26 protein-coding genes are annotated in these 19,497 nt (G+C 33.1%); 14 read left to right on the top strand and 12 right to left on the bottom strand.

What is annotated here, in order from left to right:
* Positions 1-38: 38 nt before the first annotated feature.
* Together EU96_RS10480 and EU96_RS01105 are read left to right on the top strand one after the other, a co-directional pair.
* On the top strand, positions 39-197 hold the full coding sequence (locus EU96_RS10480) for a hypothetical protein (RefSeq protein WP_193741373.1): 159 nt from the start codon (positions 39-41) through the stop codon (positions 195-197).
* A gap of 106 nt (positions 198-303) precedes the next feature.
* Positions 304-780, top strand: a complete 477-nt coding sequence (locus tag EU96_RS01105; protein ID WP_032527365.1) for a 30S ribosomal protein PSRP-3 — start codon at positions 304-306, stop codon at positions 778-780.
* A gap of 3 nt (positions 781-783) precedes the next feature.
* Here EU96_RS01105 and atpC read toward each other — a convergent pair whose 3' ends face one another.
* Both atpC and atpD read right to left on the bottom strand, forming a co-directional pair.
* The gene (gene atpC / locus EU96_RS01110) at positions 784-1,188 is read right to left on the bottom strand and encodes an ATP synthase F1 subunit epsilon (protein ID WP_032527364.1); all 405 of its coding nucleotides are present in this window, start codon (positions 1,186-1,188) and stop codon (positions 784-786) included.
* A gap of 40 nt (positions 1,189-1,228) precedes the next feature.
* Complete coding sequence (gene atpD / locus EU96_RS01115; RefSeq protein WP_032527363.1) at positions 1,229-2,689, bottom strand: F0F1 ATP synthase subunit beta; 1,461 nt, start codon at positions 2,687-2,689, stop codon at positions 1,229-1,231.
* Positions 2,690-2,910: 221 nt separating this feature from the next.
* On the opposite strand from atpD, the gene groES reads away from it, so the two are divergent.
* Together groES and groL are read left to right on the top strand one after the other, a co-directional pair.
* On the top strand, positions 2,911-3,222 hold the full coding sequence (gene groES / locus EU96_RS01120) for a co-chaperone GroES (RefSeq protein WP_032527362.1): 312 nt from the start codon (positions 2,911-2,913) through the stop codon (positions 3,220-3,222).
* A gap of 51 nt (positions 3,223-3,273) precedes the next feature.
* The gene (groL, locus tag EU96_RS01125) at positions 3,274-4,911 is read left to right on the top strand and encodes a chaperonin GroEL (protein ID WP_032527361.1); all 1,638 of its coding nucleotides are present in this window, start codon (positions 3,274-3,276) and stop codon (positions 4,909-4,911) included.
* A 73-nt stretch (positions 4,912-4,984) separates the two neighbouring features.
* On the opposite strand, the gene secG is transcribed toward groL, so the two are convergent.
* Both secG and gpmI read right to left on the bottom strand, forming a co-directional pair.
* The gene (secG, locus tag EU96_RS01130; RefSeq protein WP_032527360.1) at positions 4,985-5,212 is read right to left on the bottom strand and encodes a preprotein translocase subunit SecG; all 228 of its coding nucleotides are present in this window, start codon (positions 5,210-5,212) and stop codon (positions 4,985-4,987) included.
* A 23-nt stretch (positions 5,213-5,235) separates the two neighbouring features.
* Entirely contained in the window at positions 5,236-6,858 is a 1,623-nt protein-coding gene (gpmI, locus tag EU96_RS01135) for a 2,3-bisphosphoglycerate-independent phosphoglycerate mutase (RefSeq protein ID WP_032527455.1), read from the bottom strand.
* Between the two features lie 138 nt (positions 6,859-6,996).
* On the opposite strand from gpmI, the gene pyrR reads away from it, so the two are divergent.
* On the top strand, positions 6,997-7,533 hold the full coding sequence (gene pyrR / locus EU96_RS01140; RefSeq protein ID WP_032527359.1) for a bifunctional pyr operon transcriptional regulator/uracil phosphoribosyltransferase PyrR: 537 nt from the start codon (positions 6,997-6,999) through the stop codon (positions 7,531-7,533).
* 7 nt (positions 7,534-7,540) lie between these two features.
* Here pyrR and EU96_RS01145 read toward each other — a convergent pair whose 3' ends face one another.
* Positions 7,541-9,109: an Hsp70 family protein gene (locus EU96_RS01145; RefSeq protein ID WP_032527358.1), complete on the bottom strand. Its 1,569-nt coding sequence runs from the start codon at positions 9,107-9,109 to the stop codon at positions 7,541-7,543.
* Positions 9,110-9,205: 96 nt separating this feature from the next.
* Here EU96_RS01145 and EU96_RS01150 point away from each other — a divergent pair, with 96 nt between their 5' ends.
* The 3 genes from EU96_RS01150 (at position 9,206) to EU96_RS01160 (ending at position 10,376) form a co-directional block, all read left to right on the top strand.
* A complete protein-coding gene (locus EU96_RS01150) occupies positions 9,206-9,442 on the top strand; it encodes a DNA-directed RNA polymerase subunit omega (protein ID WP_011863544.1) in 237 nt (78 codons plus the stop codon).
* Positions 9,443-9,444: 2 nt separating this feature from the next.
* The gene (locus EU96_RS01155) at positions 9,445-9,816 is read left to right on the top strand and encodes a DUF1818 family protein (protein WP_032527356.1); all 372 of its coding nucleotides are present in this window, start codon (positions 9,445-9,447) and stop codon (positions 9,814-9,816) included.
* Between the two features lie 308 nt (positions 9,817-10,124).
* The gene (locus EU96_RS01160) at positions 10,125-10,376 is read left to right on the top strand and encodes a DUF2811 domain-containing protein (protein WP_032527353.1); all 252 of its coding nucleotides are present in this window, start codon (positions 10,125-10,127) and stop codon (positions 10,374-10,376) included.
* A 6-nt stretch (positions 10,377-10,382) separates the two neighbouring features.
* On the opposite strand, the gene EU96_RS01165 is transcribed toward EU96_RS01160, so the two are convergent.
* Both EU96_RS01165 and EU96_RS0109460 read right to left on the bottom strand, forming a co-directional pair.
* Positions 10,383-10,841 carry an EVE domain-containing protein gene (locus tag EU96_RS01165; RefSeq protein WP_032527454.1) on the bottom strand — a complete coding sequence of 153 codons (459 nt, stop codon included), beginning with the start codon at positions 10,839-10,841 and terminating at the stop codon, positions 10,383-10,385.
* A gap of 644 nt (positions 10,842-11,485) precedes the next feature.
* On the bottom strand, positions 11,486-11,761 hold the full coding sequence (locus EU96_RS0109460) for a hypothetical protein (protein ID WP_241434583.1): 276 nt from the start codon (positions 11,759-11,761) through the stop codon (positions 11,486-11,488).
* Between the two features lie 427 nt (positions 11,762-12,188).
* Here EU96_RS0109460 and EU96_RS10475 point away from each other — a divergent pair, with 427 nt between their 5' ends.
* The 4 genes from EU96_RS10475 to EU96_RS10465 all read left to right on the top strand — a co-directional run bounded on the left by EU96_RS10475 (position 12,189) and on the right by EU96_RS10465 (position 14,946).
* Complete coding sequence (locus tag EU96_RS10475; RefSeq protein WP_193741372.1) at positions 12,189-12,329, top strand: hypothetical protein; 141 nt, start codon at positions 12,189-12,191, stop codon at positions 12,327-12,329.
* 1,253 nt (positions 12,330-13,582) lie between these two features.
* Complete coding sequence (locus tag EU96_RS10470) at positions 13,583-13,744, top strand: hypothetical protein (protein WP_193741371.1); 162 nt, start codon at positions 13,583-13,585, stop codon at positions 13,742-13,744.
* 321 nt (positions 13,745-14,065) lie between these two features.
* Positions 14,066-14,248 (top strand): hypothetical protein, encoded by a 183-nt coding sequence (locus tag EU96_RS01180; protein ID WP_032527350.1) that lies wholly within the window; start codon positions 14,066-14,068, stop codon positions 14,246-14,248.
* Between the two features lie 533 nt (positions 14,249-14,781).
* A complete protein-coding gene (locus EU96_RS10465) occupies positions 14,782-14,946 on the top strand; it encodes a hypothetical protein (RefSeq protein ID WP_193741370.1) in 165 nt (54 codons plus the stop codon).
* 54 nt (positions 14,947-15,000) lie between these two features.
* Here the strand turns inward: EU96_RS10465 and EU96_RS01185 are convergent, their stop codons facing one another.
* Positions 15,001-15,444 (bottom strand): hypothetical protein, encoded by a 444-nt coding sequence (locus EU96_RS01185; RefSeq protein ID WP_011377060.1) that lies wholly within the window; start codon positions 15,442-15,444, stop codon positions 15,001-15,003.
* 7 nt (positions 15,445-15,451) lie between these two features.
* Complete coding sequence (locus EU96_RS01190) at positions 15,452-15,706, bottom strand: DUF3721 domain-containing protein (RefSeq protein WP_032527349.1); 255 nt, start codon at positions 15,704-15,706, stop codon at positions 15,452-15,454.
* Between the two features lie 74 nt (positions 15,707-15,780).
* Between EU96_RS01190 and EU96_RS01195 the strand changes: the two genes are divergently transcribed.
* Both EU96_RS01195 and EU96_RS01200 read left to right on the top strand, forming a co-directional pair.
* Entirely contained in the window at positions 15,781-16,938 is a 1,158-nt protein-coding gene (locus EU96_RS01195) for a carbohydrate porin (protein WP_032527348.1), read from the top strand.
* Positions 16,939-17,068: 130 nt separating this feature from the next.
* Positions 17,069-17,680 (top strand): hypothetical protein, encoded by a 612-nt coding sequence (locus EU96_RS01200; RefSeq protein ID WP_032527347.1) that lies wholly within the window; start codon positions 17,069-17,071, stop codon positions 17,678-17,680.
* A gap of 90 nt (positions 17,681-17,770) precedes the next feature.
* Here EU96_RS01200 and EU96_RS01205 read toward each other — a convergent pair whose 3' ends face one another.
* From EU96_RS01205 to EU96_RS01215, 3 genes are all read right to left on the bottom strand, one after another.
* The gene (locus EU96_RS01205) at positions 17,771-18,109 is read right to left on the bottom strand and encodes a hypothetical protein (protein WP_032527346.1); all 339 of its coding nucleotides are present in this window, start codon (positions 18,107-18,109) and stop codon (positions 17,771-17,773) included.
* Between the two features lie 204 nt (positions 18,110-18,313).
* Complete coding sequence (locus EU96_RS01210; RefSeq protein ID WP_032527345.1) at positions 18,314-18,688, bottom strand: hypothetical protein; 375 nt, start codon at positions 18,686-18,688, stop codon at positions 18,314-18,316.
* 155 nt (positions 18,689-18,843) lie between these two features.
* Positions 18,844-19,476, bottom strand: a complete 633-nt coding sequence (locus tag EU96_RS01215) for a 2OG-Fe(II) oxygenase (protein ID WP_032527453.1) — start codon at positions 19,474-19,476, stop codon at positions 18,844-18,846.
* Positions 19,477-19,497: the final 21 nt, after the last annotated feature.

The following is a 19,497-nucleotide window of genomic DNA, read 5'->3' as shown; positions in this document are numbered from 1 at the left end:
TTAATAGATTTATTTTTTATTAAGTTTAAAATTCAAAAATGAATAAGTCAGATTCATATGATGCGAAACTCTCTCAAGCAAGAGGTTTGGCCAGCCAGCTTGGAATGTTTGCAGAAGAAAACGATATCCCTAAAGATCTTTGGGACTCACTGGAAGCTACAATTTATGATTTTTATCAAGTTTCTCATGATAGATAAAAATCCTGTTTAAAAATTATCAATAACTAAAATCAAGAAGTTTTGAATAAATCAATCAAAATGTGACCATAAACTGATAAATTAATTATTGAACATAAATAAGTGAATGTCCTCATCAGATAAATTAAATCAAAATTCAGCAGAAAAAAACGCAAAAAACAGTGACTCTTCAAATTCTAAAAATCCCTCTCCGAATTCAGGAATGTTGGGTGCTACAGCTGTAATGGCTGCGGCTACAATTGATGAAGATGGAGTACCTACTGGTTATACCCCCAAACCTGATGAAGGAAGATTCATAATTAAAGTGTTGTGGTTGCCTGATAATGTTGCTTTAGCTGTTGATCAAATAGTAGGGGGAGGGCCAAGCCCTTTAACTGCTTATTATTTTTGGCCAAGAGATGACGCTTGGGAGAAATTAAAAAGCGAACTAGAGAATAAAAGTTGGATTACAGATAATGAGAGAGTGGAAATATTGAATAAAGCGACAGAAGTAATAAATTATTGGCAAGAAGAGGGTAAAACTAAAAAATTAGAAGAAGCCAAACTAAAGTTTCCTGAAGTAACTTTTTGTGGAACCGCATAATTATTAGTTTTTTGCAGCTTGAATCCTTGCCTCAGCTTTTGAAATCTCTTGAAGAGCTTTAATTTTCTCTGGATTTTTTTCATTTTCAGAGAATTTACTTATTGCTAATTTTGCTTCTTTAAGTTCTTGTTCAGCATTTTGAACATCAATCTCGGATCCAATTTCCGCATTGTTTACTAAAACTATGACTTCGTCTGATTCAATTTCAGCGAAGCCTCCCATTAAAGCTATTGATTTCCACTGAGAATTCATTCTTAGCCTTAAAACGCCAATATCTATAGCTGTAACTAAAGAAATGTGTCCCGGAAGCACACCTAGTTGCCCAGTAGTGCTAGGAAGAATCACTTCTTCAGCTTCGCCTTGATAAACATTTTTGTTAGGAGCTAAAACCTTAAGAGAAATTGACATTAATTTAAAATTATTGAAGGTTAAAAATATTTTTGGATATTTATTTTTCTGATTTTAGTTTTTCAGCCTTTGCTTTGACTTCGTCAATGTTACCAACTAAGTAAAATGCCTGTTCTGGTAAATCATCTAATTCGCCTGACAAAATCATGTTGAAACCAGCTATGGTCTCTTCTAATTTTACGTATTTACCTGACATCCCTGTAAAAATTTCTGCTACGAAGAAAGGTTGTGAAAGGAATTTTTCAATTTTTCTAGCCCTGTCAACTGTTAATCTATCTTCTTCAGAAAGCTCATCTAAACCAAGAATTGCAATAATATCTTGTAATTCTTTATATCTTTGCAAAGTTGATTGAACAGCTCTGGCCGTTTTGTAATGCTCATCGCCAACTACTGATGGTTGAAGCATGGTACTTGTTGAGTCTAATGGGTCAACTGCTGGATAAATTCCTTTTGCGGCAAGAGCTCTTGCAAGCACAGTAGTAGCGTCTAAATGTGCAAAGGTTGTTGCCGGAGCTGGGTCAGTTAGGTCATCTGCAGGTACATAAACAGCCTGAATAGATGTTATTGAACCTTCTAATGTAGATGTAATTCTCTCTTGCAATTCGCCAACGTCAGTTCCTAGAGTTGGTTGGTATCCAACAGCTGAAGGCATTCTGCCAAGTAATGCTGACACTTCAGAACCGGCTTGAACGAATCTAAAAATATTATCAACAAAAAGAAGTACGTCTTGTTTATTGACATCTCTAAAATGCTCAGCCATTGTAAGTGCCGACAAGCCAACTCTCATTCTTGCACCAGGAGGCTCATTCATCTGCCCAAAGCATAATGCAACTTTTGATTGACTTAAATCATCTGCATTGATGACTCCTGATTCTTTAAATTCTTCATATAAATCGTTGCCCTCTCTAGTTCTTTCGCCTACACCTCCAAAAACAGATACTCCTCCATGTTCCTTAGCAATGTTATTTATTAATTCTTGAATAAGAACAGTCTTTCCAACACCAGCACCTCCAAATAATCCTACTTTTCCTCCTTGTCTGTAGGGAGCTAAAAGGTCAATAACTTTTATTCCAGTTTCAAAAACTTTTGGCTTAGTTTCTAGGTCAGTTAGTTTTGGAGCGGCTCTATGAATTGGAGCGGTATTATTCGTTTTTACTGGACCTTGTTCGTCAACTGGTTCTCCTAAAACATTAAATATTCTTCCTAAAGTTGCTTCTCCTACGGGTACAGATATTGGAGCACCTGTATCGATTGCTTCCATGCCCCTCACAAGACCGTCTGTGCCGCTCATTGCTACTGCCCTAACTCTATGGTCGCCAAGGAGCTGTTGAACCTCTGCAGTGAGCGCTATGTCTTGCCCAGCAGGGTTTTTTGCTTCAATTCGCAACGCATTTAATATTTTTGGCAATTTTCCTGCTGGGAATTCTACATCCAGAACTGGGCCAATTACTTGGCGGACTATGCCTTTTGTTTGAGAGGAAGTTGATGGAGTTGCTACCATTTTTTATTGATTGGTGATGAATAGCTGATTTTAATTCAGCTCATAATCCGAAAATACTACCACCTCATGGGTAAATTCGTTAAATGGGTTCGGCCACCCGCACAGTTAAAGTATGGTTTAATTGCCGCTTCGCAGATTATGTTGTTGATGATACGGATAGAGAGTTTATCTTTCTATTTTTTATGGCGCAAAGCGTCTCAATTATGATCCTCCATTAATCTATGGCAGCTGTTTCACTTACAGTCTCTACAGTAAAACCACTGGGAGATAGAATATTTATTAAAGTTTCCGCATCTGAGGAAAAAACTGCTGGGGGCATTCTTTTGCCTGATACAGCTAAAGAAAAACCACAGGTAGGAGAAGTTGCTCAGGTAGGTCCTGGGAAACTTAATGACGACGGTTCTCGACAAACTCCAGAAGTGAGTATTGGCGATAAAGTCTTATACAGCAAATATGCTGGAACAGACATTAAATTGGGAGGAGATGAATATGTCTTGCTCTCAGAAAAAGATATTTTAGCTGTAGTCGGCTAAGATATCTGTTTCAAAAATTATTAAAACTTATTACTAAATTGCTGCCTAAACATGGCTAAAAGAATTATTTACAATGAGCAAGCTCGTAGAGCGCTCGAGAGAGGGATCGATATCCTTGCTGAGTCTGTGGCTGTAACGCTAGGACCTAAAGGGAGAAATGTTGTCTTAGAGAAAAAATTTGGTGCTCCACAAATCATTAATGATGGTGTCACAATCGCTAAAGAGATTGAATTAGAGGACCACATTGAAAACACAGGGGTTGCATTAATTAGACAAGCGGCCTCAAAAACTAATGATGCGGCTGGTGATGGCACTACAACAGCAACTGTTTTAGCGCATGCAATGGTTAAAGCAGGGTTGAGAAACGTTGCTGCAGGAGCTAATGCAATCACCTTAAAAAAAGGAATTGATAAAGCTACTGAATTTTTAGTCGGTAAAATTCAGGAAAATTCCAAGCCAATCAGCGATAGTAATGCTATCGCTCAATGCGGGACTATTGCTGCTGGAAATGACGAAGAGGTTGGTCAAATGATTGCTAATGCAATGGATAAAGTTGGGAAAGAAGGCGTGATTTCTCTAGAAGAAGGAAAATCAATGACGACTGAATTAGAAGTTACTGAGGGTATGCGTTTTGATAAAGGGTACATTTCACCTTATTTCGCAACTGACACAGAGAGAATGGAGGCTGTTCTAGATGAACCGTATATTCTTTTGACTGATAAAAAAATTGCCTTAGTACAAGATTTAGTTCCTGTTTTGGAACAAATTGCTAAAACTGGTAAGCCGCTCGTCATTATTGCAGAAGATATAGAGAAAGAGGCTTTAGCTACTCTTGTCGTTAATAGATTAAGAGGTGTGTTAAATGTTGCAGCAGTTAAAGCACCTGGATTTGGTGATAGAAGAAAAGCTATGCTTGAAGATATGGCCGTTCTAACTAATGGTCAACTCATCACTGAGGATGCAGGCTTAAAATTAGAGAATGCTACCTTAGATATGCTTGGAACTGGTAGAAGAATAACTATCAACAAAGAGACTACAACCATTGTAGCTGAGGGGAATGAGCAAGCTGTTAATGCTAGATGTGATCAAATTAAGAAGCAAATGGATGAAACAGATTCCTCATACGATAAAGAAAAGCTTCAAGAACGTCTAGCAAAATTAGCTGGAGGAGTAGCAGTTATTAAAGTTGGAGCCGCAACTGAAACTGAAATGAAGGACAAAAAACTTCGTCTTGAGGATGCTATCAATGCTACAAAAGCTGCTGTTGAAGAAGGTATTGTACCTGGAGGAGGAACAACTCTTGCTCACTTATCTCCAATCCTCAAAGATTGGGCTGATAAAAATTTAGAAGGAGAGGAATTAATTGGAGCTAACATTGTTGAAGCTTCATTAACAGCTCCCCTTATGAGAATTGCAGAAAATGCAGGCTCCAATGGTGCTGTGATTGCTGAAAATGTTAAATCTAAGCCATTTAATGATGGATTTAATGCTGCTACTGGAGAATACGTTAATATGTCCTCCGCTGGTATAGTTGATCCTGCAAAAGTTACACGTTCAGGATTACAAAATGCAGCTTCAATAGCAGGAATGGTTCTTACAACTGAATGCATAGTTGCAGATCTACCTGAGAAAAAAGATGCAGCTGCCCCTGGAGGAGCTCCTGGAATGGGTGGTGACTTTGATTATTAACTAAATAATAGTTAATAAATAACATTTCAAAGAGGGATCATTTTGTATGATCCCTCTTTTTTTTGTTCGATTTTTATGCAATCCAGCCAGCACTAAGAATAATTGCCAGTGACAAAAATATAACTAAAAAAGTCCAAGTTATTTTGTTAAGAGAGGCTTCTGCACTACTGGCGCTATTGAACATAGAGCTTCCACTGGCAGCTATTCCTCCCATTCCATCACCTTTAGGACTATGAAGTAAAACAAGAAAGATTAGAAGAACTCCAGAAAAAACCCATATCCAACTTAAAACTTGAATCATTACTTGAAAAGCTTGTATTAACTTTAAACGTGTTGTACGACCTTATTATAACCTTTTAATTCAATTTCTTTAATTAGGGATTTTCCTGTCATTTCTTTTGGAATTGGGAGATTTAATAATTGTAATAATGTTGGTGCAATATCTGCTAAGCCTGCATTGTCTCTTAAATAAATCTCATTTCCCATATTAGGGATTTTTCTTTTTTCACCCTCAATAAAAATTAAGGGAACTTTGTTTATAGTGTGAGCCGTCCATGGTTCTCCAGCTGGACCTTTCATTACCTCTGCATTCCCATGATCAGCTGTGATGACAATGCTTCCACCCATTTCTCCAGTAGCATTAACTATCTGACCTATACATTTATCGACTGTTTCTATAGCTTTTATTGTTGCATTCATGTTACCTGTGTGACCCACCATATCAGGATTAGCAAAATTGATTACTATAAAAGCATAGTCCCCACTTTTTATGGCTCTAGAGCAACTTATAGTTAGTTCTTCTGCAGACATTTCTGGTTCCATATCATAAGTTGCAACTCTTGGAGATGGAATCAAATATCTCTCTTCGCCTGGTAACGGGATTTCTACTCCTCCATTGAAAAAATATGTTACGTGAGGATATTTTTCTGTTTCTGCTGTTCTGTATTGCTTGAGTCCATTTTCTGACACTATTTGCCCTATAAAATTATTAAGAGACTCAGGAGGAAACGCTACTTTTACCGAGAAATTTTGGTCATATTGAGTAAAAGTAACTAAATCTAAGTTTGGAACGACTTTTCTTTTGAATTCTGAGAATTCCTTCTCTGAAAGTGATTTGATGATTTGTCTTGCTCTATCTGGACGGAAGTTAAAGCAAATTAAACTATCTCCATCTTTAAGATAGTTTTCAGACATTCTTATAGGCTCTATAAATTCATCAGTTATATTATTTTCGTAACTTTGTTTTACGTAATCCAGAGGAGAAATATTTGTTACTTTAATATCTGGATCAGTTAAATTAGCAAATGCTTTTTCTGTTCTTTCCCATAAAAGATTTCTATCCATTATCCAGTATCTTCCGCATATAGAGGCTATTTCACCTGTATTGAATTTTTTTATGCATGACTCTATTTGATTTAAATATTTAGATGCACTTTTTGAAGGAGTATCTCTTCCATCAGTAATAATATGTATTGCTACTTTTTTGATGCCATTATCAGATGCCCACTTTATTAATCCTAATAGATGATCAATATGACTATGTACGCCTCCATCAGAACATAATCCCGTAATATGCAAAGTAGAGTTGTTTTTCTTTAATGAATCAGCCATCTCATTTAACTCATCTATTATGCACAACTGATTATTTTTAACAACATTTGAAATCCTTACAAGTTCTTGTTGAATTATTCTTCCCGAACCAATAGTAAGGTGTCCTACCTCGGAGTTACCCATTTGACCATCTGGGAGACCTACATCAGAGCCACTAGCGCTTATAAGAGTGTGAGGGTAAGCATGCCACAATGAATCCATGATTGGTGTTCTAGCACTTTTTATGGCATTGTCTGATTTATCTTCTCGATATCCCCAACCATCTAGTATTGCAAGAACTACAGGGCTCTGAGGAACACTTAATTTATTTATACTTTTGCTGCTAATCTTTGACATATTTATATCAATTTCATTTTTTAAGTGATCCAATCTTAAATCTAGCTTCAAACGTTACTCTTTAACAATTTATATTTAAAATAGTTAGCTTTTGCTAATTTATGAAAATATTGAACGAATTTTATTTATTGATAAATCATGTCCAATAAAACAAAAAGGATCGTAATACTTAATGAAGTTGAGCTTAGGAAAACATTTGCACGTTTAACTTCCGAAATTATTGAAAAAGTGAAAAACCTGGATAACCTCCTTTTGATTGGTATTCCTACAAGAGGAATTGATATGGCAGAGGTTCTAGAAAAAGAATTCTTCTCTAAGACAGGTGTAAAAATAAGAAAAGGAACAATCGATCCAACTTTTTATAGAGATGATCAAAATAGAGTTGGAACTCGTTTAATAAAGGTAACTGATATTCCAACTCCTATTGAGAAACAAGAAATTCTTTTAATAGATGACGTGATTTATACAGGTAGAACAATTAGAGCTGCAATTGATGCTCTTTATTCATGGGGGAGACCTCAAAGAGTTATGTTGTTAGTAATGGTAGATAGAGGCCATAGAGAATTACCTATTCAGCCAGATTTTTGCGGTAAAAGAGTTCCAACCAGTAAAAATGAAAGTATTAGTTTACGTTTAAATAATGTTGATAATGAAGAAGGAGTTTTTCTTGAGTAGTTATGATTTAGTAGATATTCCCTAAATTATATTCTCCTAAAAATTCATCTTTCATATCAAAACAATTAACTATTAAATCTGCTTTTTTAGATATTTTAAAGAAAAGTATTAAGTTGTCTTCCCCAATATTACAATTATCTTTTAGTAAGATTTGTAGTGGTTTTTTGTCCCACTTAATAATTTCTTCTTCACTTTGAACCTCTGCTAATTTTGGTAATCCATTATCAAAAATCACATCATATTCTCTTTCTTTTTTTGTTTCTCCAATAACTATTTCAAATATTTTTTGATTAATTTTACTGGCTTGAAGGATTAATTTAAATGGGTTGTCAGTTGGCCATGTTTGACCTTTGCAAAAAATAGGATGCCAGAAGTGTGTTTTCTCCCTTTTATTTAATAACCTTATGGATAAACCTTTGTTTAAAATGTCTTTAATTTTTACGCCTGGAGTCATTGCTAAAGCTCCTAACGCTATTGATTCAATTGGAGGAGGGGACTTTATTTGAATTTCCGGAATCTTTTTTGTTATCCATTCTTTAATTAATGGTATTTGAGTCCCCCCTCCAACCAAAATGATTGCACTTAAATCATCTACTGTGCAATATTTTCCTCTTGCTTCATTTAATAAATCTTTAAGTAAGGAGTTAAGATGATTAATGAAATTATTCTCAATAATAATTTTCTCAAATATTTTTCTACTCAGGAAAAATTCTTTTTCTTGATATTCTTCAGTTGAAAACTTTGTTGGATATTTATCTTCATATTTAATTGCAGATGAGCTGAGTTTACATTTAATTTCTTCTGCCTTTAAAAGATTAATTGCATATTTATTATCAGGTAAAAAGAAATCAACGATCCATTGATCAATATCTTTACCTCCAATTTTTGAGCCACTTTTACTGATTATTTCAGCACACCTTATTTTTTGTTTTGAAATTGAGCTTACATCATTTCCTCTGAATTTCAATAATTCAGCTATTGGCCCAGATTTACCTTCTCCTCCTTCTATCTTTACTATATTCATATCTATTGTGCTTCCTCCAATATCTAATGTCATAATTTTTGAGCCAAATGGTACATTAATTCCTAAACTTGCGGCGGTAGGTTCATCAACTAGCGCTATTTCATCTACATATACTTTTCCACAAAGGGTAACTAACCATTCTCTATAACCCTTGTATGTATCAATAGGAGCAGTTAAAACAAGTCTCTTGATTTCATATTGTTTAGGAATGTTTGCCCACAAAAATTTAAAAAATTTTTCGCCACATTCCTTAGGGTTTAAAATATTTTTTTGATTAATTTTTTCAATAGGATTTCCAATTAATCTTTTGAAATTTGAATGAAAATACATATCTGAATTAGATCTATCCCTCATCTTTAAAGCACTTACGCCAATTTTTAATATCTTTGAAGGCTCCTCGTACCAAACTGCGGAAGGGATAACTCCAGGAGATGATGTAATATTCGGTATTTCAACTAAAATAGTATTTATATCTTTTTGATCTTGAAAAGCTAATACAGTGTTGGTATTTCCTAGATCAATAGCAAGAGTTCCTGATAAATTTTCTTTCATATGAAATTCTGAATCATTTAAGTTTTTTTGTAATTTATGTTTTGAATCGATCTAATAAACTGTAAGATACATAATATAGTACAAAAAAAATTTTTAATGAACATATCAAATAATGCGGGAATTGACTCTAATGATCTTGCAAAAAGAGGTGAGAGCTTGATTAGAAAATCAACTAATAGATACTTAACTACAGTGAGAATTGCTTTTAGAGCTAAACAAAGACGTTTTGATGATTTTGATGGACTGTTAGAAGAATCAACTATTAAACCTGTACAAAGGTCAATTATTGAACTAAGCGATGAACAAGATCAACCAGATTTACTTCCTGGTTAACTTTGGTAAAAGATCAAAAAAGATGGAGATTACATAGAGATTTGAAAAAAGGCAAATTCTGCTTTTTGATTGGTGTGGACAATTGGTCAATTGAGTTACAGAAAAGTGAATTTTATTCACTTTATCTTTTACTTTTAAGAATTAATGAACAACTATTAGGTATCAAGAATGAATTAATGGATGAGGAATATATTACTTTAGAGTTAGAACAACTGCCTTGGCATATTGAGTTAGAAGGAAAAAAAAATGAATGGAGTTTAAGGTTTGTTTTTGAAAGCCAGGACCAAACTAGATCTTTCGAAATGTATTGGCCAATACCAATAGCACAAAATTTATTATATGAAATAAAAAAGATGTGGGAATCAATGGATTAAAAGATAAATTAAATTGGAAATTTTTAAATATATTTCCCCGTGCAAAAAAAAAAAATTCACAACTTTTCCACAGTAATTTTTTAAAAAATATCTGGTTATCTAAAGTATGTGGAAAACTTCTGATTTTATATAATTCTTTATATTTCAGTAAGATTTAATTTTATAAAATTAATTTTCATGACCATCCGCTTTATGACTGGATTCTCATTATTCTAATACTTGAGATTGTCTTTTAATAATACTTGTTGACGATTGAGTAATTTTGAAGAAAACTGGAACTTGTAGATTTTCAACAAATTTTTTTCAATATGCAAGAGTTAAATTACGACGAAAATTCAATAGTTTTAAATCAGAAAGATGAAGTAATTAGTTTCAAATGTGAACTTCAGGAAAATCTTCAAAATGCTATGAAAGAATTTGTTGAGGAACATCCCAATTGGGATCAATACAGGATACTACAAGCTGCTATCGCAGGATTTTTGATGCAAAAAGGATTTCAAAATAGGGATTTAACGAGACTATATATTGGAAATATGTTTTCAATGAATTTTAAGGACTAAAAATTTTTATATTTTTTCCAGCAATATTTTTGCTGTATCATTTTGGACTGGTATTATAGATAACCTATTTCCTTTCTTTACAACTAATAACTCATCCTCACTAAATAAATTCTTTAATTCAGGTAAACTTAAAATCTTATCTGACTTAGATAAGTATTTTACTTTTACACAATCCCATCTCGGATTCTCAGGTTTTGATTTTGGATCAAAATATTTTGAATCTTTATCAAATTGGGTAGGATCAATAATATTTAGATCTATTACTTCCATAAGTCCAACAATACCTGGGGGTTTACAGTTTGAATGATAGAAAAAAACCTTATCTCCTTTATTCATTTTTCTCATGAAATTTCGAGCTTGATAATTTCTTATCCCGTCCCATAAAGTAACCTCATCATTTTTTAAAGTTTCTATACTGTAAGCGTTAGGTTCGCTTTTCATTAGCCAAAAATTTTCTTCAGTCATATCAAGGGATTTGGGTGATTTTTTGGGCTTCCATGAGGAGTTACCCAAACTTTTTTGGTATAAATTTATTATCCATCAAAGTTCCTATTTAGGAAAGTGATGTGTGGTATGGGGTCAATTATCCTTGCATGTACGTATATATTCCACCTCATAAATTTCTGTATAAACCCCGCCATTGATACTGAAAAATAGGTTTATCGCATGAAATTTGTTTAATGTAGAACAGTTTTTAGAACAAATTCTAGGGTTTTTAAATAGTTCGTCCTGATACAAATGTTTTAAAAGGTTGACATAAGAGTTTTGTATATTGCTAATACACTTCGATTGAGGTTATTTAGGTCAGTTACTAAATCTTCGTGGAGACTGCTTTAGTTAATTTCTTTTACTGGCTGCTGATGAGATCAGCCGAATCACACTACGGTGAATCTTTGGTTCCAGTAAAAGTTCCTTCTAATACGATCAAACGTTTTTATTAAATTTTATAGGTTCTTTAAGGTAAGAATTAAATAGCTATTTCTTGGCGTCCAATGCTTTTAGAGGAGTGTCATTAAAAGTAGCTAATTGCTTTCCTGAATTAAGAGAAAAAGAGGATTAATGGAATGGTGGCATAACACTTTTATTGACCAAGGATGAATAATTTAAACTCAGTCACAATAGATTAAACAATTTTGATTAGTTGGATTGTCTTTACATTCTTTGTCCCAGTAGGTTTGAAACTCTACAGGGCATTGCTCAAGTTCTTTTGGGGTTTCATTCAAATTTAAACCTGCATAGTTAAATGCCGTTAGATATTTTGGAAGAATATTAAATTGATTGAATAGCTTCATAAGACCTCCTAGATCTATACCTATATTTTCCTCTAATTGACCTGAAATTAATAGAGTATTTTTACCCGAGTAGAAGTGCTTTGTGGTTGTCACGACTATCTTTTCCAATTCAACAGGAGTAGAAATAATTCAGGAGTCAAAAGCACTCACCGACTTTTTAGATAATGAGTGCATAAGACTCGAAAGGGGCAAACACATGCCCCTTTATTTTGTTTATTAATTGGTATTAGAAGTGTTACTAATAGATGTTCGTGGTTTTTAAATACATCACTATCTCTTTAGTTATATGAGTTTGTTTTATATCTTGAATTGATCTCTAATAATTTATGGTTGGCTTCAGTTGTATCCCTGCAACTGCCTCATGACAACCATGAATTAATCCTAGGACTTGCATTTAAATAAAAGTCTCAAAATTTGGTCCTTTACCCGTACTTTATTTTTCCTTAAACCGTACATACTGATACTCATAAATGATATGCGTTGGTAGTTAGAACATAGGTGTAGCAAGTAGGAGGAAATCATGAATAAAAGAGTTCCTTATACAATCATTCCTAAATACTTTAGGACTATTAACGATATAGATAACGGAGCAAATATCAAAGTAATTTATTGGAAACTTAGGTGTGAAGAGAACCCTTCATATTGCGGCTGCGAAATTTAATTGCTGGAAACTGTAGATATATAAATATATTCAATCTTAACTTTGCTTAATCTGCTTATAAAAAGTTTAAAGGATAATCGACATTAGCTGGTTCCAAGTGTTTAGCATAACAAGCGGTAGTACAGTCTACCCCCTCACTATTGATACTGCATGAAGTAATGCAATCGAAGAAACTTTCCAAAGCATCTGAATTTTTGATGTTTGATAAAATGTCTTTTTTCATAATTAATTCTCCAATCTGCAGAACATCTAGCAACTTTTTCCTAATAAAGTCAAATTTTAGGTAAAGTACCTAATCTAAAGGTTTTTAAATTTGGCACTTGATATCTATATTGTTCTTGTTGTAGATGAATCTTAATTACTTTGAAATTATTTGCACCCATAGACCACCGCTTTGCTTAGGTTGTAATGGATGCTTTTTAATATTGGCAAAATAGAAATAAATATGAGAAGTTTGTTTTGATGTAAACCCAATAAAAAAAGAGATTGAATCCTGCCTTTAGAAAACAATCTCTTTCACTTAGTTATGTGTCGGAATAAATTAACAACGCACCTAAATCATTGATCCTTGTTGTTAATGTTGTCGGCTGCTTAAACCAATCTAATGAACTTCTCTGGTGGACTATCGATCATTTCTAATCCCTCCGTTTGACTAATAGGAAGCTAGTACGGATAAATTTTTTTGTATATGCGTAGATATGCTGATTTATTTGAAACTTAGTATTTAAAATAAATTCTTATTTTTAGTTTCGAAGTTAATTAAAGTAATTGCCTGATATTTTTTTAGGTATTCATACGCTTGCTTTTTAGATATCAAACGTACTAAATAATACTCAAATCAAAGGAGGTTAATCAAATGACCAACTTAGGATTAGAGCTACTCATATTGACTGTCTTACTTATTTATTTTGGAGTTTTCATGACTCAAAGTATTTATAGAAAATATGAAAAAGCCTATCTACGCAAAACAATTTTTTGCAGCAAATCACAAAGCGACCCCTATTGCATTGCTGAATAATAGGGTTTAAAAATTTTCAAAAAACAAAGGAGGTTAATGATGTCTTGCGGAAATCCTTATAAACATAAGATTCAAAATACAATACATTTTTTTCTAGATACATTCTCAGGTCGGAATTCAAACTCGAGAGCTTTGACTGATGATCAAATGGAATGTATGCAATTTGGCATCTGTTCTTTTATTCCAAAAAAATTAGAAGAAATTCCTTATTTTCATTACTAATTAGGAGGAAAAAATGAAGATTAAAAAACCCCTTACTCTACCCCAGAAGTACTTTAATGAATTTCAAAACTACTTTCATAATGCTGATGAGAAATTAGTTTCATATAGTTATATCCCTGAATATCTTAAGAAAACTACTTCAAAAAAACCAAAAACTCTTTCAAAAATCATTTAAATATTGACTGATAATACTAAATTCGTGAAATCAGGATATCAATCAGAAAAAATGATTAAGGGATTCGGATAATTTTTAAAAGTTTAAAAGTTTAAAAGTTTAAAAGTTTAAAAGTTTGGGTAAAGTTTGGGTAAAAAATCACAAATCCTTGAGATCCACTCTGAAATCAGACTGGCTCACTTTTCATTAGCCAGTAGTTTATTTCAGTCATATCAAGGGATTAGGAGAATATTGCAAATCGTGAATGAATCGTGAATGTAATATAAGATTTGCCTTTATAAAATCATTATCCATTAAAGCTCCTATTTAGGAAAGTGATGGGTGGTATGGGGTCAGCTCATTGGCTGCTTCAGACATCTATTTCCTAATTCAGCTCTTTCTGCCGAACTTAATCATTGCGACAGGCAACCCAACAGTAATAACAACGCCAATAGGGATTTTGATTATTGGGATGCTGACCCTGCTACTATTCCCAAGAATGTAAAAGAAAAGATTGATATTTGAAAAGAAATAATATGTTCATAATGATACATTTAGCAGAAGTAATAGGGCATAAGTGTATATTAACCATACAGAATCCGTTCCAAATTTCTGTAGGTTTAAGGTCTTCCCTCTCTTTCAACTGCTTATAATCCTCAGTTGAAAATAAAAACCTATTTAATTTTTTTAAATATAAACAGTTAGCCCTTATCCTCACCATCGGGATTATGTGGAATTGCTATTAAAAAATAGAAAATCAAGATAAAGCTGAATAAAAATTAACAAAATTCACAAATTAAATGTTTTTTTGAGACTATCAGATTGCACTCTCCAAAATCCTGATGCAAAGCAGTGGTTATGCTGAGTGCTAATTTTTTAAGTTAAGCGCTTATTCTTTAAATAAGGGAAAGAGCTTTTAAAGAGACGGTTAAATTTAGTAAGAATTACTCTCGCGAGACTAATTGTTGAATGTTATTGTTCATTTACGTTCATCCAATAAATATCTGGACGCATGAAATGAGAATAGGGAACGGGATTCTCATTAACTGCATAAAATCATGAATAACCTCTTAAAAATTAGAGAAAAAATTAACAAAGTAAAAAGACTTAATCAAGCCCAACTTTTGGCAATTAAAAATGGAGGAATTACTCCATATCGAAGGTCAGTCTTTGAAGAAAGGATCACGCAAGCACAAAAGGAAATGGAATTAAAAGATTCCTAAAATAATATTCCCTTAAAATTGCAGATCTAAAAAAGAGGTTTTAAAGCCTCTTTTTTATTTATTTAAACCATGTGTTGCGCATGGCATCCATAAATCACCCATTTTATGAATTCCTTTGCATCCAAGTTTTTTCGCTTCTTCAATAGCTTTAGCTTTTGTGGGATATGCATAAATATTCATTGAATCTGAAGAATTATTTTGTTTAGTGCTTTGTTCAATGTTAGGTCCTATAGGAGTCCAAACTTTTAATCCCATCGTTGTAATTCCAGCAGAGAAAACACCCATTCCAACTATGGAGGCATTTATTACTCCCATTGCAACTACGCCAAAAGAGACTACTCCCATTGGCACAATTCCTATAGTGACAATACCCATGGGGACTATTCCAATTGATATGTATCCAAGCGGAGCTATTCCAATTGCAATTTTCTTTGGCTTACTACCGCAATGTGCGGGACCATCAGTTTTATTCTGATTAGTATTTTCTGAATCCTTCATTTAAGAATTAATGATGGTGGTGATTGTGATCCTTTTTGTTCTTGTCATGAGAATTTTCATGAGCTTCATGAGTTGCGCAAGGCATCCACTTATTGCCCATCATATGCGCTCCAGTGCAATTAAAACTTTTAGCAGCTTTTTCAGCTTCTCTTTTGGAATCAAAAAGTGCAGGGGTTTTTGTTTCTTCAACTTTTGAAGTGCAGCCAAGACTAAATAGTATGGTTATTAAGAAAATTGGAGAAAGAATGAATGTTTCTTTCAAAGGAATTGTAAGAATTTATACCAATATTAATATGTAATTACTAGTTAATCTAGATCCCCTAGAAATTATTTTTAATGAAGCTTTCTCCTCAGAAATTATTTGCACCTGCTTTGGCTGGAACAATTATGCCTATTGCTATTCATGCAGGAGGAATGAATCATCATGATCATCATATGCATAATGATTCTCATATGAATATGACTGATTCGTTCCCATCAACGATGTTTATGGGAAAGAGTACGTTTGTTTTAGGAGGCGTTGATGGTTCCACTAGAACAGATGCTGTACTTTTTAACTACGACTTAAAGTTAATGGGCATGACTAGCTTTACAGGAGAAGACATGTTGATGACTGCTATTCGTGCTGGTAATTTTAATATGATGGATCCCTTTGGAATGATGGGAGCTTCTAGGCTGGATACAGCATTTAATAGTAATGATAATCTTGAAGTTCATAAGCTGTTTTATAAGTTTCCTGTAAGTGATAGTGTCAGAGTTACTATGGGTCCTAAACTTCGTCAAGATGATTTACTTGGTGTTAAGCCAACAGCTTATCCTGGTGAAGATGGAATTTTATTTGTTTTAAATCAAGCTGGAGCTAATGACACCTATTCAAAAAGAATGGGAGCAGGAGTAGGAGTTACTTATTCCAAAGATAAATTCATAGCAAGTACTGTTCTCGTTTCAGAAGATGCTGATTCTAATGAAGGAATTTTAACTAAAGAAGGAAGAGACAACATTACTACACAGCTTGCATTGGTAGATGATTCGTATACTCTCGCTTTTGCTTATACACATTCTGATGGTGGAAATACAGATAATAGTCCTGATGCCAATGATTATTCATCTTATGGAATAAATGGCACTTACAATTTCTTGAATCAGTCAGATGTCTTCTTACCTTCTTCAATAAGTGCTGGCTTTGGATGGAAGAATCCAGATAATCATGATGATCCAGATACAGCTGCAAATTCTGTTGAGGATGGTAATACATGGACAGTTGGTATTCTTTGGAACGATGTAATTAAAGAAGGAAATAACCTAGGATTTGCTATTGGAACAGCGGAAACTCATAGGGATGATGATGGCTATGATGATCCCTTAGCATGGGAGACTTTTTATAAGATGCAAATCAATGACAATATTTCAATAACCCCTTCAATCTTTGCAGTGCAGCAGGATGGAGCTGATGATGTAACAGGAGCGATAGTGAAAACTAGCTTTAAATTTTAAAACAAGAAGAAAATATTCTGAATATTTTGACAAGTTTGTAAGTGTAAAAATGATTATATTTTGACAGTCTTTAATAATGGATAATTTGGTTATTATATGATTGATTAGTTATTTTTTAGTTGATTTTTCGATGAAAAGGACTCAACTCAATATTAATATTGATCCAAATCTTTTAAAAGAAATAAAAACTAGTGCAAGAAAGGAAGGTAAATCTTTAGTTGAGTATGTAAATGATTTTTTCAAAAAACATCTAAATAACGATGCTTCAGATGATGTAGAAATAAGATTAAGGAATCATGAAAATAGATTGAAATTTATTGAAGAGAATATGGGTTTAGCTATAAAACAAAAGAAAACGTTTTCAGATTTTACCCCTCAAGAAGCAGCTAACTTTAATGATTTTATTAAAGCTATTTTCGAAAAAGAAGTTAAGAGGAAAAAATATAATTCAACTAAAGATGCATGTAACGACCTTATTAGTCATTTGAATTGCTTTGATCAATGGAATGAAATATGTTCACTTAGATTAAAAGAGATTCTTTTTATCGAACATGGAGATTCGCTTAATTGTGATGAAATGAATTCTCTTAAGAATAGTCAAATGTGTCCTTCTCCTCTAAGAACTGGAATAATTAATTGGATTAATAATTCAGAAAAAGGTAAATGTTCTTGTTCTAATAGAATTTTTCCTTCAGAACAAATTATCCGCGCAAAAGGAGCTGAGTTGATTAGTGATATATAGATTTAGGATAGTTCTCTTTTAATCCATCCTTAATTGAATTTGAAGTTAGATATTTATCTAGTAATGACTAATAGCGATATTAGGGTGACTTTAAATCACTAGAAAGTTCGAATGAGGTTCGAATGAGGTTCGAATAGAATTTTTTGGAAAAAATAAAACCCTTTTTTTCAAATTCTCCTTATTAGAAGTAGCCTTATAAAGTCTCATCACATAAATCCAATGTTCTGGATCTGGGTCACCTGTATACCAGCCATCTGGATCAGCTAGGTCTGCAATTCTTGCGAGAGTAATATCTGTCGTTTGTTCAAAAGTTCCAAAAAAGTCATCTGAAATATAAGATTTGAGAATTTTTGAAAAGGCACTATAAGATACTGGTCTTATTTCTTGATCTCCAATTTCTACTTCTTGCCAACTATCAGAGTTAACCATCTTGAATTTTCAATTAAAAAATCTGAGGGGTCTGCAATTCAATTCAATGATATATCAAAAGAATCCGCATCCAACCCCAATATGTTTCTAATAATATTCAATCTTTAGACAATGGAAACTATTATTTAAGCAGAATTTATCTAATTAGTTTAGATCGACTGTCAATCGTATTAAATATAGCGGTGCAAGTAGTAAGCGTTTCATTTAATTCCACCCATAGCAGTTTTCTCTTATTTTTTCTGAAACGATACAAGTTTCAAATGCTGTTTTTATAAAGAACTTTTTTTCTTTTTTACTTAATTTTCTATAACTACATTTTGTACCTGCTGTACTAGGAAAATATGAATACTTATTGTTAGGTTTTTCTGGATAAAGATAAGTTGCTGGAAATTTATATTTTTCTTCTCCATCATCTTCAAATTTCATAACTCTTCCAGCTTTAAATGAAATTAAATGTTTTGGTTCATTATCTGCACAGCGTACTTCTATACCTTCATTAAAGAAAGGATAAATGTAGATGCCTGCATCAGCTGATGGAATAAAACTCAATAACAAAGGGATGAATACTAAGCTTTTCATTTACCCAATCAAAGAAATAATAAGGGTCATAATCTTTTCAGCAATAAAACTTTTATCCATTAAAAAAGAGGGTTTTATCCCTCTATGTTATATCGACTGTCAATCAATATGAAAGTATAAATTCAGAGCGGAAATTATAAATAAATCTTTAAAGTTTAGGAGTTCGCTAATCGCGAAATATAGGTTTCAAGATTACCTGCATTTATCCAACCGGTTGCAATAGTTTTAAAATCAGTATGATTGACTCTCCCCCGGTGAATATGAGAAATTCCTGCGGGAAAGATAATAAGTTTTCCTCTTTCAGCTTTTTCATGATGATTCTGCCAATAAAATTCAGTTCCGCCAGAAGTAACATCATTACAATAAAGAATCCAAGCTAATACTCTATGAACAGGTTCTGTAGATTCATTACTAATAGTCCAATCGCAATGCCATTTCTTAAATCCTTCTCCAGGAGCATAACATTGTAAATTAAATATTGGGTTAACAAATAAAGATTGTTCTGGGCAACATTCCTTCAAAAGTGGCCGATCTTCTAGATATTTTTTTAGTCCAGCATTTACTCCTCTAATTATAACTTCAGAGATTGCAAAGGCTTCTGGATCTGAACGGTCTATAGAAACAAGACTAATATCAGTTGAAACTTTGTAAGGATCAGAATTCAAAGAGATGTTTTGACCAAAAGCGATACCATTAGTATGTAAGTCTTTACGGCGATCAAAGAAAGAAATAACACCATCAGCTACAGCCTCGAATCCTGAGTTCTTGTATCTCCCAATTAGTTCCATTAAAAAAGAGGGTTTTATCCC

Origin of the sequence: Prochlorococcus marinus str. MIT 9302 (assembly GCF_000759975.1) — a bacterium.
Lineage (GTDB): Bacteria > Cyanobacteriota > Cyanobacteriia > PCC-6307 > Cyanobiaceae > Prochlorococcus_A > Prochlorococcus_A marinus_M.
The sequence above is the reverse complement of the archived record's forward strand: the minus strand, read 5'-3'. Positions and strand labels throughout refer to the sequence as shown.